The sequence below is a fragment of the Bosea sp. BIWAKO-01 genome (genome assembly GCF_001748145.1).
Classification (GTDB): Bacteria; Pseudomonadota; Alphaproteobacteria; order Rhizobiales; family Beijerinckiaceae; genus Allobosea.
The window spans coordinates 18,707-42,624 of record NZ_BCQA01000001.1 but is presented as its reverse complement, the minus strand read 5'-3'; the positions used below and the strand labels follow the sequence as shown (position 1 = coordinate 42,624).

General features: G+C 66.1%; 26 protein-coding genes. 8 read left to right on the top strand and 18 right to left on the bottom strand.

All coding sequences use genetic code 11. The features are described from left to right. The first annotated feature begins 17 nt into the window (after window positions 1-17). A complete protein-coding gene (locus BIWAKO_RS00215) occupies window positions 18-1,343 on the top strand; it encodes an O-antigen ligase family protein (protein WP_069876771.1) in 1,326 nt (441 codons plus the stop codon). Window positions 1,344-1,420: 77 nt separating this feature from the next. Here the strand turns inward: BIWAKO_RS00215 and arsH are convergent, their stop codons facing one another. From arsH to BIWAKO_RS00185, 6 genes are all read right to left on the bottom strand, one after another. After that, window positions 1,421-2,119, bottom strand: a complete 699-nt coding sequence (gene arsH / locus BIWAKO_RS00210; RefSeq protein WP_069876769.1) for an arsenical resistance protein ArsH — start codon at window positions 2,117-2,119, stop codon at window positions 1,421-1,423. Beyond that, on the bottom strand, window positions 2,116-3,168 hold the full coding sequence (gene arsB, locus BIWAKO_RS00205; protein ID WP_069876767.1) for an ACR3 family arsenite efflux transporter: 1,053 nt from the start codon (window positions 3,166-3,168) through the stop codon (window positions 2,116-2,118). The genes arsH and arsB overlap by 4 nt, the downstream gene beginning before the upstream one ends. A gap of 157 nt (window positions 3,169-3,325) precedes the next feature. After that, window positions 3,326-3,751: an arsenate reductase (glutaredoxin) gene (gene arsC, locus BIWAKO_RS00200; RefSeq protein WP_069876766.1), complete on the bottom strand. Its 426-nt coding sequence runs from the start codon at window positions 3,749-3,751 to the stop codon at window positions 3,326-3,328. Then, a complete protein-coding gene (locus tag BIWAKO_RS00195; protein WP_069876764.1) occupies window positions 3,729-4,100 on the bottom strand; it encodes an ArsR/SmtB family transcription factor in 372 nt (123 codons plus the stop codon). Before BIWAKO_RS00195 ends, arsC begins: the two co-directional genes overlap by 23 nt. 144 nt (window positions 4,101-4,244) lie before the next feature. Next, entirely contained in the window at window positions 4,245-4,694 is a 450-nt protein-coding gene (locus BIWAKO_RS00190; RefSeq protein WP_244523325.1) for a helix-turn-helix domain-containing protein, read from the bottom strand. Window positions 4,695-5,061: 367 nt separating this feature from the next. After that, a complete protein-coding gene (locus BIWAKO_RS00185; protein WP_069876761.1) occupies window positions 5,062-6,003 on the bottom strand; it encodes an N-carbamoyl-D-amino-acid hydrolase in 942 nt (313 codons plus the stop codon). A 116-nt stretch (window positions 6,004-6,119) separates the two neighbouring features. Here BIWAKO_RS00185 and BIWAKO_RS00180 point away from each other — a divergent pair, with 116 nt between their 5' ends. Next, the gene (locus tag BIWAKO_RS00180) at window positions 6,120-7,031 is read left to right on the top strand and encodes a LysR family transcriptional regulator (RefSeq protein WP_069876759.1); all 912 of its coding nucleotides are present in this window, start codon (window positions 6,120-6,122) and stop codon (window positions 7,029-7,031) included. A 330-nt stretch (window positions 7,032-7,361) separates the two neighbouring features. Here the strand turns inward: BIWAKO_RS00180 and BIWAKO_RS35810 are convergent, their stop codons facing one another. Beyond that, a complete protein-coding gene (locus BIWAKO_RS35810; protein ID WP_069876756.1) occupies window positions 7,362-7,784 on the bottom strand; it encodes a hypothetical protein in 423 nt (140 codons plus the stop codon). Between the two features lie 349 nt (window positions 7,785-8,133). Between BIWAKO_RS35810 and BIWAKO_RS00170 the strand changes: the two genes are divergently transcribed. Continuing rightward, the gene (locus tag BIWAKO_RS00170; protein WP_069876755.1) at window positions 8,134-8,757 is read left to right on the top strand and encodes a class I SAM-dependent methyltransferase; all 624 of its coding nucleotides are present in this window, start codon (window positions 8,134-8,136) and stop codon (window positions 8,755-8,757) included. A 40-nt stretch (window positions 8,758-8,797) separates the two neighbouring features. On the opposite strand, the gene BIWAKO_RS00165 is transcribed toward BIWAKO_RS00170, so the two are convergent. The 10 genes from BIWAKO_RS00165 to BIWAKO_RS00120 form a co-directional block, all read right to left on the bottom strand. Further along, the gene (locus tag BIWAKO_RS00165) at window positions 8,798-9,613 is read right to left on the bottom strand and encodes an aspartate dehydrogenase (RefSeq protein ID WP_069876753.1); all 816 of its coding nucleotides are present in this window, start codon (window positions 9,611-9,613) and stop codon (window positions 8,798-8,800) included. Window positions 9,614-9,615: 2 nt separating this feature from the next. Beyond that, window positions 9,616-10,722: an alpha/beta hydrolase gene (locus BIWAKO_RS00160; protein WP_069876752.1), complete on the bottom strand. Its 1,107-nt coding sequence runs from the start codon at window positions 10,720-10,722 to the stop codon at window positions 9,616-9,618. A gap of 1 nt (window position 10,723) precedes the next feature. Next, window positions 10,724-11,425 carry an ABC transporter ATP-binding protein gene (locus tag BIWAKO_RS00155; RefSeq protein ID WP_069876750.1) on the bottom strand — a complete coding sequence of 234 codons (702 nt, stop codon included), beginning with the start codon at window positions 11,423-11,425 and terminating at the stop codon, window positions 10,724-10,726. Beyond that, entirely contained in the window at window positions 11,425-12,177 is a 753-nt protein-coding gene (locus tag BIWAKO_RS00150) for an ABC transporter ATP-binding protein (RefSeq protein WP_069876748.1), read from the bottom strand. The genes BIWAKO_RS00155 and BIWAKO_RS00150 overlap by 1 nt, the downstream gene beginning before the upstream one ends. Further along, the gene (locus BIWAKO_RS00145; protein ID WP_201788599.1) at window positions 12,174-13,175 is read right to left on the bottom strand and encodes a branched-chain amino acid ABC transporter permease; all 1,002 of its coding nucleotides are present in this window, start codon (window positions 13,173-13,175) and stop codon (window positions 12,174-12,176) included. Before BIWAKO_RS00145 ends, BIWAKO_RS00150 begins: the two co-directional genes overlap by 4 nt. 7 nt (window positions 13,176-13,182) lie before the next feature. After that, window positions 13,183-14,097 carry a branched-chain amino acid ABC transporter permease gene (locus BIWAKO_RS00140; protein WP_069876744.1) on the bottom strand — a complete coding sequence of 305 codons (915 nt, stop codon included), beginning with the start codon at window positions 14,095-14,097 and terminating at the stop codon, window positions 13,183-13,185. Between the two features lie 15 nt (window positions 14,098-14,112). Next, window positions 14,113-15,279 carry an ABC transporter substrate-binding protein gene (locus BIWAKO_RS00135; protein WP_069876742.1) on the bottom strand — a complete coding sequence of 389 codons (1,167 nt, stop codon included), beginning with the start codon at window positions 15,277-15,279 and terminating at the stop codon, window positions 14,113-14,115. A 118-nt stretch (window positions 15,280-15,397) separates the two neighbouring features. After that, a complete protein-coding gene (locus BIWAKO_RS00130) occupies window positions 15,398-15,949 on the bottom strand; it encodes a 3-hydroxyanthranilate 3,4-dioxygenase (RefSeq protein ID WP_069876740.1) in 552 nt (183 codons plus the stop codon). A gap of 33 nt (window positions 15,950-15,982) precedes the next feature. Beyond that, window positions 15,983-16,969 (bottom strand): dihydrodipicolinate synthase family protein, encoded by a 987-nt coding sequence (locus BIWAKO_RS00125; protein ID WP_069876739.1) that lies wholly within the window; start codon window positions 16,967-16,969, stop codon window positions 15,983-15,985. A 41-nt stretch (window positions 16,970-17,010) separates the two neighbouring features. After that, window positions 17,011-18,444, bottom strand: coding sequence for an NAD-dependent succinate-semialdehyde dehydrogenase (locus tag BIWAKO_RS00120; RefSeq protein WP_069882029.1), 1,434 nt, complete (start codon window positions 18,442-18,444; stop codon window positions 17,011-17,013). A 290-nt stretch (window positions 18,445-18,734) separates the two neighbouring features. Between BIWAKO_RS00120 and BIWAKO_RS00115 the strand changes: the two genes are divergently transcribed. After that, complete coding sequence (locus BIWAKO_RS00115) at window positions 18,735-19,667, top strand: LysR family transcriptional regulator (RefSeq protein ID WP_069876737.1); 933 nt, start codon at window positions 18,735-18,737, stop codon at window positions 19,665-19,667. Window positions 19,668-19,928: 261 nt separating this feature from the next. On the opposite strand, the gene BIWAKO_RS00110 is transcribed toward BIWAKO_RS00115, so the two are convergent. Further along, complete coding sequence (locus BIWAKO_RS00110) at window positions 19,929-20,822, bottom strand: LysR family transcriptional regulator (RefSeq protein WP_069876735.1); 894 nt, start codon at window positions 20,820-20,822, stop codon at window positions 19,929-19,931. A gap of 126 nt (window positions 20,823-20,948) precedes the next feature. Between BIWAKO_RS00110 and BIWAKO_RS00105 the strand changes: the two genes are divergently transcribed. From BIWAKO_RS00105 to BIWAKO_RS00090, 4 genes are all read left to right on the top strand, one after another. Further along, window positions 20,949-21,365, top strand: a complete 417-nt coding sequence (locus tag BIWAKO_RS00105) for a (R)-mandelonitrile lyase (protein ID WP_069876733.1) — start codon at window positions 20,949-20,951, stop codon at window positions 21,363-21,365. Further along, entirely contained in the window at window positions 21,362-21,718 is a 357-nt protein-coding gene (locus BIWAKO_RS00100) for a carboxymuconolactone decarboxylase family protein (RefSeq protein WP_069876731.1), read from the top strand. The genes BIWAKO_RS00105 and BIWAKO_RS00100 overlap by 4 nt, the downstream gene beginning before the upstream one ends. Beyond that, window positions 21,715-22,782 (top strand): NAD(P)-dependent alcohol dehydrogenase, encoded by a 1,068-nt coding sequence (locus BIWAKO_RS00095; RefSeq protein WP_069876730.1) that lies wholly within the window; start codon window positions 21,715-21,717, stop codon window positions 22,780-22,782. Before BIWAKO_RS00100 ends, BIWAKO_RS00095 begins: the two co-directional genes overlap by 4 nt. A gap of 138 nt (window positions 22,783-22,920) precedes the next feature. After that, the gene (locus BIWAKO_RS00090) at window positions 22,921-23,619 is read left to right on the top strand and encodes a RibD family protein (protein WP_069882028.1); all 699 of its coding nucleotides are present in this window, start codon (window positions 22,921-22,923) and stop codon (window positions 23,617-23,619) included. The last annotated feature ends 299 nt before the right edge of the window (window positions 23,620-23,918 follow it).

Genomic DNA, 23,918 nt, shown 5'->3' with positions numbered 1-23,918 from the left:
AGTGTGTCAGGGACGGCATGACGGTCGGCATCGCAGAGACAGGAACCGGCACGGGCGCCACCGCGTCAGGTGTCCCGGCAGACAATGCGCGGTTCGTCGCCGCGCTGCTCAGCGGCTTCGGCCTGTTCATCATGATCCTGACCCTGCAGCCCTTCGCCGGCGCGCCCGAAGTGTCCGAGACCGGGGCGTCGACCGGCAATGTCGTCAACCAGATCGGCTATGTCAGTCTCGCCATCCTCTATCTCGGCGCGATGCTGCGGCTGAGCGAGCGGGGGGCGCTCGCGCAGCTTCGCTCGAGCGGCTGGATCATCGTTCTGCTGGTCGCCGCCTTTTCCACCGGGCAGGCTCCGGATCCGGCAGCCGCGCTGCGGGCCCTGCTGCTGACCAGTTTCGCCTTGGTCGTCGTGGTTGGCGTCCTGCTCCTGCCCAGGAGCGAGCAGGATTTCGCCAGCGCCGCGGCCAATGCCGTGCTCGCCGTGCTTCTGCTGGTCTATGCCGTCATCCTGCTTGCGCCGTACCTTGCGATCCATGGCGCCGAGGGTGTCGAGGGCGGCCATGCCGGCGACTGGCGTGGACATCTCTCGCACAAGAATTTTGCCGCGCCGGTGTTCTCGATCCTCACCATGTTCGGCATCTATTGCTGGCGCATGGGGCTCAGGCTGCGCGGGCTGATGATCGTCGGCCTCGGCATGGTCTTCGTGCTGAACAGCGGTTCGAAGACGACGATGGGCTTCCTGCCGGTGGCGATCGGGCTCGTCCTCTTCGGCCGCGCCATCGCCGCGCCCCGCCTGATGCTCGTGATCCATGCCGCGCTGGTGCTGCTGGTCGCGGCGCTCACGATCGGCACGGTGCTGTCGCCGGCGCTTCTGCGCGTCTCGAGCGCACTCATCTCCGACCCAACCTTCACCGGGCGTGACGAGATCTGGCGCTTCGCCATTGCGCATGTCACCGAGAAGCCCTGGTTCGGCTACGGCTATTTCGGTTTCTGGCAGACGCCGGTGGTCTCGATGCTGGAGGAGAATTTCGAGGCGAGCTGGGACGTTCGCGGCATCGGCTCCGCGCACAACAGCTATCTCGACGCGATGGTGATGTTCGGGATTCCGGGCGCGATCGTGACGATCTTTTGCCTGATGGTCCTGCCTCTCCGGAACTATCTCCGCGCGGGCCGGATCGCAGCCAGCCGGAACCTGGCCGACCTCTTCCTGATGATCGTCATCTTCATGACCTATGTCGGCATGCTGGAATCCTTCCTCCTCAATCGCGCCGACCCGCTCTGGATGCTGTTCGCCCTGGCGGTGTTCGGCCTCGAATTCGCCGGCCGCATGGCGATCCGGCGGCTCTGACGGCGGCGTCCGGATTTTCAGCGGAGCGCCGCCCGGATCGCAACTCTGTCAGGTCCGTGCTTGCCCGCCCTGACCGGCTAGATCGCGTTGACCGAAATCGCCTCGGCAGCGGTCTTCCGCTCGCTGTAGCGCGTGGTGAGATAGGCGGCGCGGTCGCGCGTCAGCAGCGTGAAGCGGACGAGTTCCTCCATCACGTCGACGACGCGGTCGTAATAGGCGGAGGGCTTCATGCGGCCTGCCTCGTCGAACTCCTGAAAGGCCTTTGCGACGGAGGACTGGTTCGGAATGGTCACCATGCGCATCCAGCGCCCCAGCACACGCAATGTGTTGACGGCGTTGAACGACTGCGAGCCACCCGAGACCTGCATCACCGCCAGCGTCCGGCCCTGGGTCGGGCGCATCGAGCCGAGCTCCAGCGGTATCCAGTCGATCTGGTTCTTGAAGACGCCGGTGATCGTGCCGTGGCGTTCCGGGCTGCACCAGACCTGCCCCTCCGACCAGAGCGCCAGATCCCGCAACTCCTGAACCTTCGGGTGGTCCGGCGGGACGCTGTCCGGCATCGGCAGGCCGGCAGGGTCGAAGACCCGGGTTTCGGCCCCGAGATGCTTGAGGATACGCTCTGCTTCCAGGGTCAGCAGCCGGCTGTAGGAGCGCGTCCGGAGCGAGCCATAGAGCAGTACGATTCGCGGAGGATGAGTGGCGCGCCCGGCCGGCTCAAGCTGGGTGAGATCGGGAGCGACCAGACGGTCGAGGTCGACGTTCGGAAGATCGGTCATGACGTTGCCTTCGCGGGATTGCGCGGGCTTCCCCGCTCGTACCAGCCCCTGGAACGGTTCACGATCCAGACGACGGACAGCATGACCGGGACTTCGATCAGAACGCCGACGACCGTTGCGAGGGCGGCGCCGGAGTTGAAACCGAACAGGCTGATCGCGGCTGCAACCGCGAGTTCGAAGAAGTTCGAGGCTCCGATCAGGGCCGAGGGGCCGGCGACGCAGTGCTGCTCGCCGGCCGCCCGATTGAGGAGATAGGCGAGGCCCGCGTTGAAATAGACCTGGATCAGGATCGGAATGGCCAGGATCGCGATGATCGAAGGCTGGGCCAGGATCTGCACGCCCTGGAAGCCGAACAGCATGACCAGGGTCGCAAGCAGGGCCAGCAACGATACAGGTGAGAGGGCGCTGAGAAGCCGTTGCAGCGCTTCGTCGCCGCCGGAGGCGAGCACGCTCCTGCGGATGACCTGCGCGACGATGACGGGAACCAGGATGTAGAGCGCGACCGACAGACTCAGCGTGCCCCAGGGAACCGTGATCGCGGACAGGCCGAGCAGCAGGCCGACGATCGGGGCGAAGGCGACGATCATGATCGCGTCGTTCAACGCGACCTGGCTCAGCGTGAAATGCGGCTCGCCCCTGATCAGGTTGGACCAGACGAAGACCATCGCGGTGCAAGGCGCCGCTGCCAGGATGATCAGCCCGGCGATATAGGAATCGATCTGCTCGGCGGGCAGGTGAGGGCGGAACAGCCAACCGATGAAGAGCCAGCCCAGCAGCGCCATCGAGAACGGCTTGACGGCCCAGTTCACGAAGAGCGTGACGCCGATGCCGCGCCAATGCTGGCCGACCTGGCGCAAGGCTGCGAAGTCGATCTTCAGCAGCATGGGGATGACCATCAGCCAGATCAGGGCCGCCATCGGCAGGTTGACCCTCGCGATCTCGGCGCTGCCGATCGTTTGAAAGGCGGCCGGGAACAGCTGACCGAGGGCGACGCCGGCAAGAATGCACAGCGCCACCCACAGCGTGAGGTAGCGTTCGAAGGCGGACATGGGCTTTCCCTGGGGCATCGGCCCGAAAAGTGGTTTGCGGTTTTCGGGAAAGCTGATGCGACACAGGAAGCATCGGCCCGAAACGTGGATTGCGGTTCTCGGGCAAAGCCGAAGCAAGCACAGACGGCCAGGTTATCGGACCGGGTGCGATGCCCGGTCAGCCGCTCGCGACGCGGCGGCCGGCTTCGTCGACGATTCGCTGGCCGTCCTCCTTGACGAACGGCCCGCGTTGCGGCGGCAGCAGGTCAATCACCTCTTCCGAGGGGCGGCACAGCCTCACGCCGTTCGGCGTCACCACGATCGGGCGGTTGAGCAGGATCGGGTGTTTCTCGATCGCGTCGAGCAAGGCGTCGTCGCCTAGGGACGGATCCGCGAGACCGAGTTCGGCGAACGGCGTCCCCTTCTCGCGCAGGGCCTGCCGGAGCGTGAGACCCATGCGCGCAACGAGGTTCGCGATCATCGCCCGGGAGGGCGGGGTCTTCAGATATTCGATGACGTGCGGTTCGACGCCGGCGTTCCGGATCAGGGCAAGCGTGTTCCGCGAGGTTCCGCAGTCGGGATTATGGTAGATGATGACGTCCATCGGCGGGGACCTTCGGTGGGCAGCAGGGAACAAGTTCGTCGATGAGCGGCTGGCACAGATCGGCCCGCCCGCCGCAGCAATCCTTCAGCAGGAAGGCGATCACCGCGCGGAAGCCGTCGAGATCGGCGCGATAGATGATCGAGCGGCTCTGCCGCTCGCCTGCAATCAGGCCTGCGCGCGACAGGATGGCGAGATGGGCCGACATAGTATTCTGCGGAACGTCCAGCAGCCGCGCGAGTTCGCCGGCGGGAACGCCTTCCGGCTCGCGCTTCACCAGCAGCCTGAAGGTGTCGAGGCGCGTGGGCTGCGCCAGCGCGGCCAGCGCAAGGATGGCTTGTGAATTATCCATATATCCAAGTTAATGGATATTACTGGCGCTGGCAAGTGCCCCCGTTTCCTTGAAAGCCCCTCTGAGTTCCAGGCCGTGCCGAACGTGCGCCGCAGGCGCACGAGGGCGGGCGCCGACGCCTCACCTCCGCCGCGACAAAACGGTTCAGTCGCAGCCCGGCCCTGCACCCGTGGCGCGCCCCTGTTCGGCTTCACACGCCTCCGCGGCGTCCCCCATCGCCTCGGTGAGGGCGACGATCCGGCGGCGTGTCTTGAGGTTCCTGATCGAGGCGAAGGCCTTGGCCAGGCGGACGCCGTCCCGCGTGGCGAGCAGGTCCGTGACCTCCGGGGGCGGGGCTTCCGGCGTTGAATCTGCCGCCGGAGGGGGGATCACGGGCGCTCCCTCGAAGAAATGAGCAACGGGGATTTGAAAGATATTGGCAATGTGCTGGAGCCGGCTCGCACTGATCCGGTTCACGCCCTTCTCGTATTTCTGGATCTGCTGAAACGTGATCCCCAGCAACTCGGCAAGCTTCGTCTGGCTGTAGCCCGTCAGGCGGCGCATTCTTCGCAGGCGAATGCCGACATACTCATCGACCCGGTTTGGTTCCTTCACCTGTGCCGCCCCTGACTTTCCGACTATCGAAAAGGGACTATAGGCCCCTCAAGCCGTTCTTGTCCGCCCCGGTCGAAAAAGTCAGCCGACTAACGTCGCACCAAATGAGGTGAAGAAGGTGGGGCGCTCTTGCGGGGTGGGCGCGCGCCGGTTTTCCCATGCGCTCGCAGGCTGGCGTTGTGGTCGCTTCCCGCCAAAACCCCGCAATCGCCGGGGCAAGCCGGTCCGGCCCGACCGCGAAGCCGCCTCGCCCGGGCGGAGCACGCCAGGATGATCGGACCGGATGTCGTATCGGGTCCGATCATCCGACCGTTCCGTGTTCGCATTGGCTGTCCCGAAAGCCGCGGTCCACTGTCGTGCCGATGCCTCAGTCGGTGGTGCCGAGCGGGGCACCGACACCGATCCGCGAAGTGATCAGGTCGTAATGCTCGACGCGCCGATGAGCGGCGAAGTTGAACATCGTCTCCTTGCCGAAACGCGTGGCGTCGAGATCGCAGGCATGGATCAGCAGCCCGTCCTCCTCATGGTCGAGTTCGCCGACGATCTTGCCGCTGGGATCGGCGATCAGCGTGCCGCCGAAAAGCGGGAAACCGTCCTCGACGCCAGCCTTGGCGACCGCCACGACCCAGGTCGAGTTGTGATAGGCGCCGGCCTGCACCGACAGGCGATGATGGAACAGGCGGTCGGCCAGCGTCTCGGTCTTGGAATGGCCGTTGGTGGTCGGCGTATTGTAGCCGAGCACCACCATCTCGACGCCCTGCAAGCCCATGACGCGATAGGTCTCGGGCCAGCGCCGGTCGTTGCAGATCGCCATGCCGACCAGCCCGTTCTCGAAGCGCCAGACCGGGAAACCGCGGTCGCCGGGCTCGAAATAGCGCTTCTCGAGATGCTGATGCGCCCGGGTCGGGTCGCGTTCGGCATGGCCGGGCAAATGCACCTTGCGGTACTTTCCGATGATCTCGCCGGTCCTGTCGACCAGGATCGAGCTGTTGAAATGCCGTCCCTCCGGCGTCAGCTCGGCATAACCGAAGCTCATGGCCATGCCGAGCGCGCGCGCCGTGTCGAAGAGCGGCTGCGTGTCGGGGCCGGGCATCGCGGTCTCGAACCACTGGTCGGCCTCGACACGGTCCTCGCAATACCAGCGCGGGAAGAAGGTCGTCAGGGCGAGTTCCGGATAGATGACGAAATCGGCGCCGCGGGCCTTTGCCTGCTGCATCAGCGCGATCATCCGGCGCACGACCGATGCGCGATCATCGGCGCGGTGGATAGGACCGAGCTGAGCCGCTGCAACGGTAAGAAGGCGGGACATCGAAAGAGACTCCTTGGGCTGTGAAGGCCAGTTCAAACTGGCCGCAATCTAGCCGGGCGCCACCAAAACAAGTATATACCATTTCTCTACTGACCTATAAGTGGAGGTTATGTGCCATGGCGATGAATCTTCGGCAGATCGAGATGTTCCGCGCGGTCATGGTGACAGGCTCGATCAGCGGCGCGGCGCGCCTGCTCTCGGTCTCCCAGCCGGCGATCAGCCGGCTCCTGTCCTATACCGAGGATCGGCTCGGCCTGACGCTGTTCGAGCGCGTCAAGGGCCGCGTCCAGCCGACGCCCGAAGCGCGGCAGCTCTTCGCCGAGGCTGAGCTCGTCCATCAGGGCGTGACCCGGGTCAACGACATGGCGGAGGAGCTGCGCCGCGGCAGCGCGGGCTCGATCCGACTGCTGGCAAGCCCCAGCGTCGGCCACATGCTGGTGCCGAAGGCGATCGGCCGCTTCCGCCAGTCGCATCCCGATGTGCGTGTCGATTTCGAGATCCTGACGCTGGCCGAGCTGATCGCGCGCATCGCCAGCCATCGCGCCGATCTTGCCGTCACCTCAATGGCTGTCGAGGATCCGAGCGTGAAAGCGACGCAGATCGCCGAGGGGCGCCTGCGCGTGATCTTTCCCGAAGGGCATCCGCTCAGCAGCAAGCGCGTGCTGAAACCGGCCGACCTCGTGCCCTATCCGATGATCGGCTACGGCTCGCAGACGCCCTATGGCATGATCGTCAATCGGGCTCTTGGGGCCACTGCAAAGCCCATTCGCTTCAACGCGCAAGTGCGCTTCACGCCGAATGCCTGCTCGCTGGTTCAGGCCGGCGGCGGCATTGCGATCGTCGACGACTTCGTGCTGGTCGACAATGCCTGGCCGAATATCCGCTCCCGCCCGCTGGTGCCGAAGACGACGACGCGGCCGCACCTGCTGTCGTCACGCGTCGAGCCACTGTCGCGCATCGCACGCAGTTTCGTGCAAGGTCTGATGGAGCTGGTGCCCCCGGCGACCGAGTCAGCCTTGCCGGATTGAGCGGGGGCGGGTGCCGCCTGCAGCGTCCCATAACCATATATTATGCATTGCAGCAAAATTGGTATGCGTTTTGAGCTGGCGCGCGAGGCGGAAGCGGTGCGCTAACGCCTGGAAGCGGCCAATGCGCCGATGAAGCTGGTGGCCGAGAAGCTGCAGGATGCCGTCGCGAGCTTCTGTGTCGGCCTCGCCCGGCAGCCCTACCAGGTAGAGCGCTACGGCGCGCCGCTGCGCTGAGGCGCGGCTCCGTTCGGCATCCCGGCGAACGGAGAACCGCTTCGGGCGCGCCACCGGCCGGCCGGCTTGCGCGACGGGCCGGCCGTCGCCGCCACTTCACCAATAAGCCCTGTAAACCGTGCGGGGGTAGTAGTGTGGGCCGTAATAGACCCGGTTCCAGCCGTAATAGCGCGGGGCGTAATAGACGGGCCGCGCATAGTAATAGCGCGGACGGTAATAGACCCGCGGGCCGTAATAGGCATAGGCGGGGTAGCCATAGCTATAGCCGTAGCCATAGGCCGGATAGCCGTAGCCATATCCGTAGCCATAGGCTGGGGCCGCAGCCGCTGAGGCGACCAGGCCTCCAAGCAGCGCCCCGCCGACCAGCCCGGCCGCGACAGCCCCGCCGCCCCAGCCATAGTTACGATAATACCCGCCGCGATAGCCCCAGCCGCCCCCGCGCCAATATTGCGCGTCGGCGGTTCCGACACTGCCGGTCAAGATCAAGGCGGCAGTGGCAAGCGTTGCGAGTTTCCTCATGACACCCTCCACCTCTTGCTGTGACGCAAGCGAGGCCAACCGACGCCATGTCGCTTCCGCTATCCCCGGGCAGAAGTGCCGTCGTGGGCCGGTGCTTTCGCGCCAACCGTCTCCGATGACGACGAATTTACACGCGTTTCCGGCGCGATGCAGCAATGCTGATGCCGCGCGCCAGGGCGGCGGGCCCGGACGCGTGCAAGAAGTGCGGCGGCGTTGGCGAAGGTGGCCCTGATGGCTCGCATATGCCGCTGCCAGAGTTCTGAGCGCCAGTGTTGAAGCCATGAGTGGATCACGTGGGGCTGTGAGATCACAGCTCGACCTGTGTCCGCCCGCCTGCAAATGTTCGCCTATGACGAAAAATCCCGGGCATCTTGTCGCTATAGGTTATGACGACGTTGCAGACGCATATCTCGAACGGTTTGGGATATCTGCCGTTCGGCAGAAATGGGCGGGGCGTCTTATCGACAGCCTGCCAACCGATGGGGGGCGGGTCCTCGATCTCGGCTGCGGTGCGGGCATCCCCGTGGCGCGCGATCTTGCGGTACTGGGTCACGCCGTCATTGGTGTCGACGGATCGGCACAACAGATCCTGAGGGCTCGAAAGAACGTCCCGCAGGCGACGTTCATCCCCGCGGATATGTGTGACGTGGCGCTTGAAGCCGGTTCATTCGACGCGATCGGCGCCTACTATTCGATCACGCATGTTCCGCCTGCCCAGCAAGGCCCGTTGATCCAGAAGATCGCGCGATGGCTGAAGCCGGGCGGTGTCTTTGTTGGAAGCTTTGGAACAGGCGCCTCAGGCGAGTGGACCGGTGAATGGCTGGGAACCACCATGTTCTTCGGTCACAACGCTGAAGCGGAAACGTTGAAACATCTATCCGATGCCGGATTGACCGTCCGCAGATCGGCGATCGAAAGGCAGGACAACGAAGAAGCCTCCTTTCTGTGGATCGAGGCCGCAAAGAACACCTGACCGTCGCCCGGCTCAGAGCGCTGTTGGCGTCTCCCGCCGGTCAGATCGAAAACGGGCTCGCAGCGGCTTCGATCAATCGGACCAGCGAGAGAGCCGTCATCTCCGATGACTTCGGATTGGCGGCAAGGGCGCGGTTCTCGATTGCGATCTCGAGCCGGCCGAACGCCCCGCTTGCGGCAAGGCGATGGCTGTTTGCCTTTGCTCCGGGATCGGCGACGAGCTCGATGCGGGTCCGGTCGAGCCCGATGCCGGCCAGGGCGCTGATCACTGCGACATTGGCGTTCTGCGGAAACAGCGACGCCGCCTCGCGCGCGGATCCGCGGAAGAAAATCAAGGGCTCCGCAAGCGCGTCGAGCGACGCCATCCCCTCGGCCGCTGTGCCGCGCCAGGCCGCGGGCGGTTTGACGATCGTATGGGTGACCTTGTCCAGGGGAAGTGCCGCGGCGGCTGCCAGAGCATCGATTCCACCGAGCGCGCCCGCCGGAATCAGGAGTCTGCTGCCATTGGTCTCTGCCACCTCCAGAAGCCTGCCGAGCAGCGCGTCGTCGCAAAAGGCGCTGGTCGAGGCCGCGACGAAGGCTGGGGCGTGGCGCAGCGCTGCCACGCCCCAGCTGGCCACGGCCGCGCGCCCGGCGGCTTCGACGACGAGGTCGAGGCCGAGACCGGCGAGCTGGTCCGGATCCGTGATCGGCGTTGCCCCGGTCGGCAGGTCGGGCTTGGCCGACAAGTCGCGAAGGCCGATGGCCGCGATATTGACGCGGGAGGCCGAGCGCTCCGCCAGCAACCCGGCGACGCGACGGCTGATCGCGCCCCAGCCGATCAGGGCGATCCGAAGGGGCTTGCGGGGGTGCGGCATGGTCAAGCGGCCGCGATGCTGCGAGCGAGTTCGAGCAGCTTGCCACCGTTCAGGCCATCGAGGAGGCTGAAATGATGTCCCGCGCAAAGGACCGGAGGCCCGGCCCGCCAGGCGGTGGCGAGCGCGGTTGACTGGGCCTTGAAGGCATCGCTTTCCGCTTCGCCTACGGCGAAGGCGAGGCGCGCGGCCGGGCAGGGCCGGCCAGGCAGGCTCAGGCGTTTGGCCCGGGCCAGGTCGTCGAGGCCGAGCAGGCGCCCAATCGGGAGATGGCCGAGAGGTTCCAGGTCAAAGAGACCCGAGAGCAAGAGCCCGGAGGCAATGGGCGGAGCATCCGACGCAACCAGGGCCTTGGCAGCGAGATGGCCGCCGGCGGAATGCCCCGCGAGATGCAGCCGCCCCGCGTCGATGCCGAGCGCTTCGGCTTCCCCGACCAGGAAATTCAGGGCAGCGACGATCTGCGCCGTGCTCTGCTCCAGCAGGGTCTCCGGCGCGAGGCCGTAATTCGGCATGGCGACGGAGAAGCCGGCCGCCAGCATGCCCCGTGCGAACTGCGCGTGCTGGACCTTGTCGGAGGCCTGCCAGTAGCCGCCGTGGATGAAGACCCAGAGCGGCGGGCGCGAGACGCCCTGTGGCAGGTAGAGGTCGAGCGTCTCGAAACGCCCCGGCCCATAGGCCAGGTCGTGGCTGCGGTGATGGGCTCGGAAGGCCTCGCCGTCGCGGCTCCATTGCCGGAACAGCGCCTTCATGTCGGCCTGGAGGCGCGGGCTGTACTGGCGGGCGAGCTGCGGCAGCGTGTAGCCTTGGACGAGCCTCTCCGGCGGCGGTGTCGGCGCGGAGTGACGCGCGCGGATCGCCAGGCCGGGCTCGGCCCTCGGTTGCAGCCGGATCGGCGGGCGGAAGCCGGCGAAGACCTCGCGATAGGCGAGCTCGACCTCATGGCGCGAGAGGTGGAAGGCCGCCGGCTCGCCTGCCTCCCATGTCATCGAGAGAAGGTGCTGCGGCCCGCAGCCGGCTGCGACCAGCCCGTCGAGGATCGCCGCGAGCGCATCGCGCAGCGCCTCGACCGGATCTGGCAGGGATGTCGTCGCGACGAGTTCCGCCGCGACCATGTCAGACGCCGACATAGCGATGGACCATTTCTGCCTGCGCCGCGAGATCGGCACTGCTGCCGGACCAGACGGTGCGGCCCTTCTCCAGGATGTAGTGGCGATCGGCGATGCGTTTGAGGACGTTGATGTTCTTGTCGATCAGCAGGATGGACTGACCCTGCGCCTTGAGCGCATCGATGCAGGACCAGATCTCGGCGCGGATCACCGGCGCGAGCCCCTCGGTCGCCTCGTCGAGGATGAGCAGTTTCGGATTGGTCATCAGCGCCCGGCCGACCGCAAGCATCTGCTGCTCGCCGCCTGACAGGGTCCGCGCCGATTGGGCGGCGCGCTCCTCAAGGCGCGGGAACAGGCGATAGACCCGTTCGAGCGTCCACGGCTCTGCACGCTTCAGCCGGTTCGATGCGGTGGCGACGAGGTTTTCGCGCACGCTCAGCGTGGGGAAGACCTGCCGGCCTTCCGGCACCAGGCCGATGCCGCAGCGGGCGATCTTCTCCGGCGGACTGCCTGATACGGCGCGGCCCCTGAAGTGGATTTCGCCGGCCTTGGGCGGGAGCAGGCCCATGATCGAGCGCACGGTCGTGGTCTTGCCCATGCCGTTGCGGCCGAGCAGCGTGACGACCTCGCCCTCTTCGATGTCGAGCGCGACGTCGAAGAGAACCTGGCTGGCGCCGTAGGCCGATTGCAGGTTGCGCACGCTCAGCATCAGGCGTCTCCCTCGCCGAGATAGGCGATGCGGACATCCGGGTTGTCGCGAATTTCGGCGGCCGTCCCGGTCGCGATCACGCGGCCATAGACAAGCACGGAGATCCGGTCCGCCAGTGCGAAGACCGCGTCCATGTCGTGCTCGACGAGCAGCAGGGTAACGCGCCCCTTCAGGGTCCGGAGCATCGCGACCATCTGTTCGCTCTCGGCATGGCCGAGGCCCGCCATCGGTTCGTCGAGCAGGAGCAGGCGCGGTCCGCAGGCGAGCGCCACCGCGAACTCGAGCTGCTTCTGCTCGCCATGGGAGAGATCCGCGACCTTGACCTCGGCGCGCGCCGCCAGGCCCGCCACCGTCAGATGCTGCCGCGCCCTGGCGCGCAGCGCTTCGTCGCGGCGGGCATTGGCGAAGAAGCGAAAGCTGTGCCCTTCATGGGCCTGCACGGCCAGCGCGACATTGTCGAGCATGGTGTAGTCCGGCAGCAGATGGGTGATCTGGAAGGTGCGGGCGAGGCCACGACGGACGCGCTGAGGCGTCGGCAGCCGTCCGATATCCTCTCCGTCCAGGCGGATCTCGCCCTCGTCATGGGAGAGCTCGCCGAAGAGCTGGGTGATCAGGGTGGTCTTGCCTGCGCCGTTTGGGCCGATCAGGGCGTGGACCTCGCCTTCGATCACGTCGAGATCGACCTTGTCGGTGGCTACGAGCCCGCCAAAACGCTTCTGCAGGTTGCGGACGGAAAGCAGGGGGCCGGTCATCTCCCGACCCTTCCGACACGGTTGAAGAGTGCGCTGAGCCCGCCTTGCGTGAACAGGACGACGAGTAGCAGGATGGGCCCGAGAATGAGCTGCCAGTGCTCGGTCCAGGCGGTGAGCACGGTTTCCAGGATGACGAGCGCGGCCGCACCGAACAGGGGGCCGAGGACCGTGCCGACACCGCCGAGGATGACCATGATCATCAGCTCGCCGGACTTGGTCCAGTGCAGCATGTCGGGGCTGACGAAGCGCAGGTAATTGGCCATCAGCGCTCCGGCGAGCCCGGCCCCCATGCCGGAGACGACGAAGGCGGTGAGCTTGTAGGAATAGGGCGCGACGCCGATCGCCGCCATGCGGCGCTCGCTCTGCCTGATGCCGATGAGGACCATGCCGAAGCGCGAGCCGACGATCCGCGAGAGCGTGCCGAAGACCAGCGCGGCGGCCGCCAGGCAGATGAAGTAGAAGACCGTGTCGTTACGGGTGTCGAGGTCGAACAGCACATTGCGGCGGCGGATGATCAGCCCGTCATCGCCGCCATAGGCCTTGATCGAGACGAAGAGGAAGAACAGCATCTGCGCGAAGGCAAGCGTGATCATGATGAACTGGACGCCGCTCGTGCGCAGGCAGAGCGCGCCGATGCACAGGGCGAGGATGCCCGCGACAAGCATCGCGGCCGGAAGGGTGATCAGGAGCTGGTTCGTTCCCGGGATCAGGCCGAAGAGCAGCGCGTCGCCGACGAAGCCCTGGTAGAGGATGCCGACGACATAGCCGCCGATGCCGAAGAAGGCGGCATGGCCGAAGCTCACCATCCCGCCGAAGCCGAGGGCGAGATTGAGGCTGGCGGCGGCAATCGCGTAGATCAGCACGCGCGTCGCCAGGGGTACGAGCGAGGGCTGGCCGATGGCCTGCACGACGAAGGGCAGGGCGGCGAGCGCCAGGCCGATCGCGGCAGCCGTCAGGACCCGGCCATGGGCCGGCACCCGGGCACTGGAACTGGTCATGATCTCGTCATGCATGGGCGGGAAAGAGCCCCTTCGGGCGCACGAGCAGCACGATTGCCATCAGCAGATAGATCCCCATCGAGGACAGGCCGCCGGCGAGCGCATCGGCTTCGGATGGGTTCATGACCGAGCGCAGGAGGCCGGGGAGGAAGGCGCGCAGGCTGGTGTCGACAAGGCCGACGATCAGCGCGCCGAAGAAGGCGCCCCGGATCGAGCCCACGCCGCCGATCACCACGACCACGAAGGTCATGATCAGGATCTGCTCGCCCATGCCGACCTGGACGGCGAGGATCGGCCCCGCCATCAGCCCGGCAAGTCCGGCGAGCAGGGCGCCGAGCCCGAACACGGCCGTGTAGAGCAGGCGAATGTCGACGCCGAGCGCCCTGACCATCTCCCGATGGGTCGCGCCGGCGCGCACCAGCATGCCGACGCGTGTGCGGTTGATCAGGAGATAGAGCCCAAGGGCCACCGCAAGGCCAACCGCGATGACCGCGATCCGGTAGACCGGATAGACCAGCCCCGGCAGCAATTCGATCGAGCCGTTCAGCTCAGGAGGCATGGAGACGAAGAGCGGCTGCCTGCCGAACAGGATCGTCACCGACTGGTTGAAGATGAGAATGAGCGCGAAGGTCGCGAGCACCTGGTCGAGATGGTCGCGCGCATAGAGCCGGCGCAGGACCAGGAGTTCCATCGCCATGCCGGCCGCGGCTGCCGCGGCAAGCCCGGCTGGCACTGCAAGCAGCAGTGAGCCGGTGCTGGCTGCGACAAAGGCTCCGGCATAGGCGCCGATCATGTAGAGCGAGCCATGCGCCAGGTTGATCACGCCCATGATGCCGAAGATCAAGGTCAGCCCGGCGGCGAGCAGGAACAGCATCACGCCGAACTGCAGGCCGTTGAGCAGTTGTTCGAGGATCAGCGTCATTGGCGGTCAACCTGATCAGAGCTTGCACTGCGCCGCGTAGGCGTCGCCGTAATTCGTCAGGATCTTGCCGACGGTCTTGAGGACGAGCTTGCCATCGGCGTCTCTTTCGGCCCGCAGCCCATACCAATCCTGGATCGGATGCTGGTTCTGGCCGAACTTGAAGGCGCCGCGCACGGACTGGAAATCGGCCTTGGCGAGCGCCTTGCGCAGGGCCGGCACATCGGGCTTGCCGGCGGTGGCTTTCAGCGCGGAGGCGATGGCCAGCGCCGTGTCATAGCCCTGGCTCGCGTAATAGGTCGCCGGGCGATTATAGGTCTTGGTCCAGGCTGCCATGAAGGCCTTGTTGGCCGGGTTATCGAAGTCGGAATTCCAGTGGCTCGAGGCGTTCACGCCAAGCGCAGCATCGCCAACCGCGGCAAGCGTCACCGCATCGAGCGAGGGGGCCGCGACGACCATCGGAATCTTGCCGGTCAATCCCGCCTGCTGGTACTGGCGCAAGAACGCGATACCGAGGCCGCCAGGGTTGAACTGGTAGACGAAATCGGGATTGGCGGCACGGATCTGCGCCATCTCCGCGGAGAAATCGGTCTGGTCGAGACGGGTATAGACCTCGCCCACGACCTCGCCCTTGAACATCCGCTTGAAGCCGGCGATGGCATCCTTGCCGGCCTGGTAGTTGGCGGCGAGGACGAAGGCCTTCTTGTAGCCGAGATTGTTGGCGTTCTGGCCGGCGCTCTCGTGCAGGCTGTCGTTCTGCCAGGCGACGGCGAAGTAGTTCTCATGGCATTCCTTGCCCGCGAGATTGGAAGGCGCGGCGTTGGCGCTGACATAGAGTGCGCCGGAATCGACGATGTCGGGCACGGTGGCGCCGGCGACGTTCGAGAAGACGATGCCGGTCAGGATCTTGATGCCATCGGTCTTGAGCATGCGCTCCGCAATCTGCTTGCCCTGACCGGGCTTGAGCGCGTCATCCTCGACGACGAGCTCGACGGGAACGCCGCCGAGCTTGCCGCCTTGCATCTCGATGGCGAGCTTGAAGCCATCGCGGATATCCTGGCCGAGATAGCCGCCCGGTCCGGACAGGGTGGTGATCATGCCGACCTTGACGGGCTGCTGGGCGATGGCAGCTCCTGCCATCGAGACGGAGGCCAGTAGGCCCAAGAGCAATTCGCGAAATGTCATGGTGAACTCCGGTCGCTTGCGTTCATGCCTCTGAGATTGTTGCTGCGCCTTATGCGTGTTGGCGCTTACGTAAAGGAATCTGACGGCGCGGCCGGGATTCGGCCGCGCCGCGGAATTCCTACAGGCAGACCCATCCGGCCGGCGGTTCCTTGCCGGGATGGAGAGTGCCGCAATGCGGGCAGGTTCGGGCCTGCTCGTTGTTGTAGAAGGCCTTGTAGAGCGGCGGCAGGTCGTCGACGATGCTGACGAGATCGACCTCGACGCGATGCACGAGCTTCGTGCAGTTGAAGCAGTACCATTCGAAGGCGTCGAGCCAGCCCTCGGGCCGCTTCGGCTCGATGACGAGGCCGATCGAGCCTTCCTGCGGGCGCTGCGGCGAATGGCGCACATGCGGCGGCAGCAGGAAGATCTCGCCCTCCCGGATCGTCACGTCGTAATGCTTCCCGTCATCGACGACCTTGAGCATCATGTCGCCCTTGAGCTGGTAGAAGAACTCCTCCACCGGATCGTCGTGATAGTCGGTGCGCTGGTTGGGGCCGCCCACGACGGTGACCATGAGGTCGGAATCCGTCCAGATCTGCTGGTTGCCGACCGGAGGCCTCAGCAGATGCTGATGCTCCTCGATCCATTTCGCGAAGTTGAAGGCCTTCAGCCGTCCTTCCGTCGCCATCGTTCCACCTCTCCCGTTTTGTCTGCCGGCGGTTCAGCCGGTCTTGGCCAATGATGCATCTGCGGCGTGCAGCTTCAGCCCGCAGGACTCGAAGGCGGCGCGTGTCGCGGCCTTCTCGGTCTCTGTCAGCTCCAGCAGCGGCGGCCTGACCCGGCCGCCGGCCTGGCCGAGCAGCTCCTGCCAGTATTTCTGATGGGCGTGCGGCTTCTCGGCGGGCCTCGTGTCACGCAGCGCCTCGCGGACCGGGTTCAGGCTGTCGCGCACGGCGCGCGCCTGTGCGGCGTCGCCACGGAAGGCGAGATCGGTATACTCGCGCATCCGCAGATCGTGCGGCGTCTGGATCAGGCAGGGTGGCGAGGAGCAGAGATAGAGCTGCCAGCCGAGTTCGAGGATGTTGTCGAGCCATTCTTCCTCGGAGGCGCTGCTGACCAGGATGCGATCGCCGGCGAGCCTGGTGAGTTCGGCGTACATCGGGCGCGGCACGCTGTACTTGATCGCGACGACGTTCTCGATGTCGGCCAGCCGGTTGCAGAGCTGCGGCGACAGCAGATAGCCGCTGTCGGGATGGCTCCACAGCGCAATACCGATATCGACCTTCTCGGCAATCGTCCGGTAGTATTCGTAGACCGTCTGCTCCTGCGCCTTGAAGAAATGCAGGACCGGGGCGTGGACGACGATGTAGTCGGCACCGACCTTCTGCGCATGCCGGGCGAGATCGATCACGACATCCATGTTCTGGTCCGAGCAGGACATGATCGTCGCGGCCCGGCCGGACGCTGCCGCGACGGCGATCTCGAAGCTAAGCTTGCGCTCCTCGACCGACATCGAGAAGAACTCGCCCTGCTTGCCGGCGATGAACAGCCCGTCGATGCCGAGTTGATCGGTCCAGTGCCGGATATTCGCGCTGAAGCCGTCCCGGTCGATCGTGAGATCGCGGGTGAACGGCGTCAGGGCGGCTGCCCAGATGCCCTTCATATTGGCGCGGGCATAGGCCTTTGCGTCCTTCTTCGAATACTTCATGCCGATTGCTCCTGTTGCGGGCCCGCCGTCAGAGACCGCGTTCAGATGCTCATGCGGTGCGAGACGTTCTTGATGACGGTGTAATGCGAGAGCCCTTCGGCCCCGCCCTCGCGGCCATAGCCGCTGTCCTTTACGCCCCCGAACGGCGTCTCCGCGACGGAGGCCTCGAGGGTATTGATCGAGAGGTTGCCGGCTTCGATCCCTTCCGCCAGCCGGTCCGCATTGCTCGCGGCATGCGTGAACGCATAAGCGGCGAGCCCGAAGGGCAGGGCATTGGCTTTTTCGATCGCCTCGTCGAGGGACGAGACCGGATTGATCAGCGCCAGCGGGCCGAACGGCTCCTCGCGCATAGCCCGAGCGTCATCGGGAACATCGGCTATGACGGTGACCGGGAAGAAGTAGCCGCGGTTGCCGAGACGTTCGCCGCCCGCCAGCACGCGGCCTCCCTTTGCCCGCGCATCGGCGACAAGCGTCTCGAGCGCCTCGATGCGGCGGGAGTTGGCGACAGGCCCCATCTCCGTCGACGGGTCCAGGCCATTGCCGATGGTCACCGCGCGCGCCTTCTCGGCGAAGGTCCGGGCGAAGGCGGCGTAGATGCTCTTGTGAACGAAGAAGCGTGTTGGAGAGGTGCAAACCTGTCCGGCATTGCGCGATTTGCGCTGCGCGGAGGCGATGGCGGCAGCCACCGGGTCGACATCGTCGCAAACGATGACCGGGGCGTGGCCGCCAAGCTCCATGAGCACCGGCTTCATATGGCGCGCCGCCAGCGTCGTCAGTTGCTTGCCGACTGCGGTCGAGCCGGTGAAGGCGATCAGGCGGGTCTGCTCCTGGGGAATGAGATAGTCCGAAACCTCCGACGGAATGCCGAAGACGAGGTTGAGCACGCCGGCCGGCAGCCCGGCATCGTGAAAGGCGCGGGCAATATGGATGGCACCGGCAGGTGTTTCCTCGGCGGCCTTGAGAATGATCGAGCAGCCAGCGGCCAGCGCGCCGGCGATCTTCCGGGATGGCTGGCTCATCGGGAAATTCCACGGTGAGAACGCCGCCACCATCCCGATCGGTTGATGCATGACGATGTATTTGATGCCGGGCTCGCTGGGAATGACGCGGCCGTAGAGGCGCTGGCCTTCCGCGGCATCCCATTCGAAGAACTCGCAGCCCCGGATCACTTCCAGGCGGGCCTGTGCAATCGGCTTCCCGTGTTCCAGCGTGATCGAGAAGGCGATCTCTTCGATGCGCTCACGCATGAGGGCGGCCGCCTTGAGGATGATCTCGCCGCGCCGGCGCGGCGATGTCCGGCTCCAGATCCTGAACCCGTCGGCTGATGCGGACAGGGCGGCATCCAGATCCGACCGCGTCGCGAGCGGGACCATGCCGATGACGCTCTCATCGACGGGGTTCAGGACCGGCTGCCCGTTCGAGGCGCACTTCCACGCGCCGCCGATATACATCTGAAGGTCAGGGTAGCAGTTCATCATGAGCCTCGAATGGACGGTGCTGGCGGGAGCAGAGCGCTTGCGATCGACGAGCATCCGGCTTCGCTCCGCGAGAGGCGCGAGCCCTGTGCGTCGCGCTGCCTGGCTCGTTGCCATCCTGGAGCGCGGGACGCGCTTTGACCTGAAGCCCTGCCATCCCTGGCCATCTCCAAGGCCGGTCCCGCCCGATGCGTGACCCCCGCCTTGACCAGGATCATCGATTGGGTGGCGCTATACGGCAATTCTACATATTTGTATGAATTCAGATGATTTTCTTATGAGTGGTTCCCATGACCGTCTCGCTTCGACAGATCCAGGCCTTTCTCGCCGTGGCCGAGTGCGGCACGTTCACCAAGGCTGCGGAGCGGCTGCACATGGCCCAGCCCGCACTCTCGCAGCTCGTGCGGGAGCTGGAGCGTGCCCTCGGCCTGCGCCTGTTCGACCGGACGACGCGGCGTGTCGAGCTGACCGAAGGCGGGCGCGAATTCCAGGGCTCCTCGGCCAAGATCATGCACGACCTGGATCTGGCCGTGCGCAACGCCAATAACCTCGCGGAAAGACGGCGTGGCCGGATTGTCGTTGCCGCTCCGCCCTTGCTGGCGGCCGTCCTGCTGCCGATGGCGATCGTCGAACTCGGCCAGCGATATCCCGGCATCGAGGTCGCCATCATCGACGCGCGGACCGATGCGATCGTCGAGGAGGTCAGGCTCGGTCGGGCGGATTGCGGGCTGGGCACGTTCTCGGCGATCGAGGACGGCATCGAACGCATGCCGTTGGCGCGCGACAGTCTCATGCTGTTCTGTGCCCGGACGCATCCCTTCGCCACGCGCCCCTCGTTGCCATGGGGCGATCTGGCCGGGCAGCGTCTGATCACCCTGACCAGGGACAGCGGCATCAGGCTGCTGGTGGAGGTCGGCTATGAGACCGCGGAAGTGCCGTTGCGTCCGCTCTACGAGGTCTCGCAGATCGCCACGGCATTGGCGCTGGTCGAGGCCGGTCTCGGCATTGCGGTGCTCCCGACCTATGCGCTGGCCATGACCCCCCATCGCCCGATTGCCGCTCGCCCCCTGGTCGAGCCGACGATCGCGCGCGACGTCGTCATGATCCGGCCGAGCGGCCGTTCGTTGTCGCCCGCAGGACTGGCCTTCGAGAACATCCTGCGCGGCTCGATCCGGCGACTGGGCGAGCTGGATTGGAGCATGTCGAGCGAGGCGGGGATGTGACGGGCCTGGAGCGTCCGCAGCCGTCAGACTTCGCAAGTTCGCTCCGCTGCTTGCAGCGCGCGGCTTCCGCTCGATCCCGACCGCACTGCCGCTGTGCGCTGGCAACTGGCCGGGGCGATCCGCTAACCACTGGCCACCGTGAGGGCGACGGTTCGCGCCGAATGATCACTCCCGGGTAGGTGGTCAACGGGGACGCTCGACCGTTCTCGGATTCTGCTCATATGGTCCTGCAGTGTTCGGCGGGCGCCGGTCAGGCCGGTGTCACGCGTGATACCGCAAGGCATCGACGAGCAGCGCAAAGGCAGCCGAAGGCTGACGCCGGCTCGGGTAGTACAGGTGGTAGCCGGCGAAGGGAGGGCACCAGTCCTCCAGCACGCGCACCAGGGTGCCCTTCGCCAACTGCTCCGCGACATGGTCCGCCATGACGAAGCCGAGCCCGAAGCCGGCCTCGGCCGCGCGCGTGATCATGGCGACATTGTTGAAGGCGAGCTGCCCTTCGACTCTGACGCGGAGTTCACGTCCATCCCGCTCCAGCTCCCAGGCATAGAGGCCGCCGCCGCTGAGTAGGCGCAGGTTGATGCAGCTGTGCTCGGCGAGGTCATGCGGGGTCAGGGGAATGGAGCGGGTGGCGAGATAGCCGGGCGATCCGACCACCACCATGCGCAGATCCGGCCCGATACGGACCGCCACCATGTCCTTGGCGAGCGCTTCGCCGAGCCGGACGCCGGCGTCGAAGCGCTCGGTGACGATGTCGGTCAGGCTGGAATCGATGCTGAGCTCGACATGGATGTCGGGGTAATGCGGCAGGAACCGCTCCAGGGCCGGCCAGAGCACGGTCGTCGCCGCGTGCTCGGAGGTCGTGATGCGGATCGTCCCGGCCGGCTTCTCCCGCAACTCGTTGAGGGAGGCCAGTTCCGAGCCGATGCTCTCCAGCGCCGGGCGCAGCGTGCCCAGCAGCCGCTCCCCGGCCGCGGTTGGCGCGACGCTGCGGGTGGTGCGGGTCAGCAGGCGCACGCCCAGCCTGGTCTCGAGCCGGCGGATCGTATGGCTCAGCGAGGATTGCGAGGTGCCGAGCTTGGCGGCGGCGCGCGTAAAGCTCTGCTCCTCGGCGACCGTCAGGAAGGCATTGAGATCGACCAGTTCCTCGCGCCGCATTCATGAATCCCCGATATGGCTTCATGCGGTTTCTATCGCCTAATCCAATGAATGTCGCGCGGCTACAGTGCTGGGGAGGATCGGGAGTCTGTCCGGCTCCAGGCACGAGGACGTGAGGAAACGCGGATGGACATCAAGCGAAGCGGGGCGCAGCCTTCTGCAAAGGGGCCGGCCGAGTATTTCACGGGCACGGCCAGGATCGATGCGCCCTTCGCCGGCGGCGGCGCCTTGAGCGGTGCGACCGTCACTTTCGAGCCCGGGGCGCGGACGGCCTGGCACACCCATCCGCTCGGCCAGACCCTGCTGGTGCTCTCAGGCCTCGGCCGGGTGCAGCACGAGGGCGGCCCGGTCGAGGAGATCCGGCCTGGCGACATCGTCTGGTTCGAACCGGGCGAGAAGCACTGGCACGGCGCCGCGCCGGACTGCGCGATGGCGCATGTCGCCATCGCCGCGATGAAGGATGGTTCGGTGGTGACCTGGATGGAGAAGGTCGTGGACCAGGATTATCTCGGGCAGGTTCATCGCGGAGAGATGCGGGGATGACGGATGATCGCAGCCCTGCGCAAAAGGCCTATGGCGATGTCGCTCCGGCCCTTGCCGATTTGAGCGATCGCGTTCTGTTCGGCGAGATCTGGGAGCGCCCCGGCCTGTCGAAGCGCGACCGCAGCCTGATCACCGTCGCGAGCCTGGTTGCGCTCTACCGAACGAACGAACTGCCCGGCCATGTCCGGCGCGCGCTCGGTAATGGCGTGACGGCGGACGAGCTGACCGAACTCGTCACCCATCTCGCATTCTATGCGGGCTGGCCGACCGCCAATTCCGCCATTCCAGTGCTGCGCAAGGCGCTCGATGAGGCCGGCGCGTCAACGATCATCAGGACGGGAGACCAGGAATGAAGACCGTTGGCTATGCCGCCCGGTCGGCCGCTTCGCCGCTCGCTCCCTTCGATGTCACGCGACGGGAGCTTCGGCCGAACGATGTCGCGATGGAGGTGCTTTATTGCGGCGTCTGCCACACCGATCTGCACCAGGCCCGCAACGACTGGGGCTGGAGCCAGTATCCGCTGGTGCCGGGCCATGAGATCGTCGGCCGGGTGACCGCGGTCGGCCGCGATGTCCACCGCTACAAGGCCGGCGATCATGTCGCGGTTGGCTGCATGGTCGATTCCTGCCAGGCCTGCGACCAGTGCCGCAAGGGGCTGGAACAGCTCTGCCGCAAGGGCAATGTCCAGACCTATAACGACAAGGAGCGCTTCTCCTGCGAGCCGGCCGAGCCGACCTATGGCGGCTATTCCAAGCACCTCGTGGTGCGCGAGGAGTTTGCGCTGCGCGTGCCTGACGGGCTCGATCTCGCCAAGGTCGCGCCGCTGCTCTGCGCCGGCATCACCACGTACTCGCCGCTGCGCACCTGGAATGCAGGGCCGGGCAGCCGCGTTGGCGTGGTCGGTCTCGGCGGCCTCGGCCATATGGCTGTGAAGCTCGCGGCTGCGCTCGGCGCCGATGTCACCGTGATGAGCCGCACGGCAGACAAGCAGGCCGATGCGCTGGCGCTCGGCGCCGACCGGCTGCTGGTCTCCAGCGATGCCGAGGCCATGGCCAGGGCCGCGAACGGCTTTGACCTGATCATCGATACCGTGCCGGTCAAGCACGACATCAACCCCTATCTGTCGCTGCTCGATGTCGATGCGACGCTCGTCCTGGTCGGCCAGGTCGGGCCGCTCGCGGAGCCCTCGACCGTGCCGCTGCTGCTCGGCCGCCGGCGCATCGCCGGCTCGCCGATCGGCGGCATCGCCGAGACGCAGGAGATGCTCGATTTCTGCGCCAAGAAGGGGGTTCATCCCGATGTCGAGATGATCCGCATGGACGAGATCAACGACGCCTTCGTGCGGCTCGAGCGCGCCGATGTGCGCTACCGCTTCGTCATCGACATGGCCTCCCTGGTTTCAGCGCAGGCGGGGTAGGGCGCGCGGGGCGGATCAAGAGATCAGGGCCGCGCCATCGCGGATGCCGCGGCCATGCCGAATGGCGGTGCCATTCCGAATGGCCGTGCCATTCCGAATGGCGGCGCCATTTCGTGCGAGCGCCTGGGGGAGCAAGCCATGAGGCCCATCGTCATCTGCCACATGCTCTCGTCGCTGGACGGCAGCCTCCATCCCAGCCACTTCACCTGGAGTCCCGATGGCGGCAAGGCCGAATGGTCCGGGCTCTATGAAGAGGTCCACGAGGGGCTCGAGCCCGACGCCTGGCTGGTCGGCCGGGTGACGATGGCCGAGATCAGCAAGGTTGGTCCGCGCGCACCGGCCCGGGTCGGCCCGGTCCAGCGGCCCTGCCATTTCGCGGTCCGTGAAGCTGACTGCTTTGCGATCGCGCTCGACCCATCCGGCAAGCTCCACTTTGCCGGGCCGAAAATCGGCGGTGACCCCGTCGTGGTGCTGCTCGATCGCGGCGTTGCTGACAGTCACCTCGCCGAGCTTGCCGCGGACGGCATCTCCTATATCGTCTCCGAAACCGCGAAGATCGATCTGGCCGCCATGCTGGATGTCCTCGGCCACGAGCTCGGCATCCACCGACTGCTGCTCGAGGGCGGCGCCGGTATCAACGGCTCGTTCTTCGCCGCCGGCCTCGTCAATGAGCTGAGCCTGCTCCTCGTGCCCGCGCTCGACGGACGGGCCGGACATCAGGGTTTCGTCGAGGCAGGAGAGGACGGCCTCGACGGCGATGTGCAGCTCTCCTTCAAGAGCTGCGAGCCGCTGGCGCATGGCATCCTGCATCTGCGCTACATCGTGGCGCCGCGCTGAGCCCCGGACACTTCGTCTTGGGGCGTGCGCCTCAAGGGTGTTCGTCCCGATGTCGAGATGGTCCGCATGGACGAGATCAACGAGGCCGTCGAGCAGCTCGAACGGCGATGTGCGCTATCGCTCCGTCAGCGACATCGCTTCGCTGGTCCCGCCGCCGGGGGGTAGGCACGCGCGCTGAGGATCATGGCCGCGTCATTCCGCATGGCGCGGCCAGTCCTGGCGATGCAAGCCCTTGTGCCGCTCCGCCTTTGCGGTGTCGGCCTCAGCGCCCGACTGAGGGCAGCCGCGGCCTCGCGACC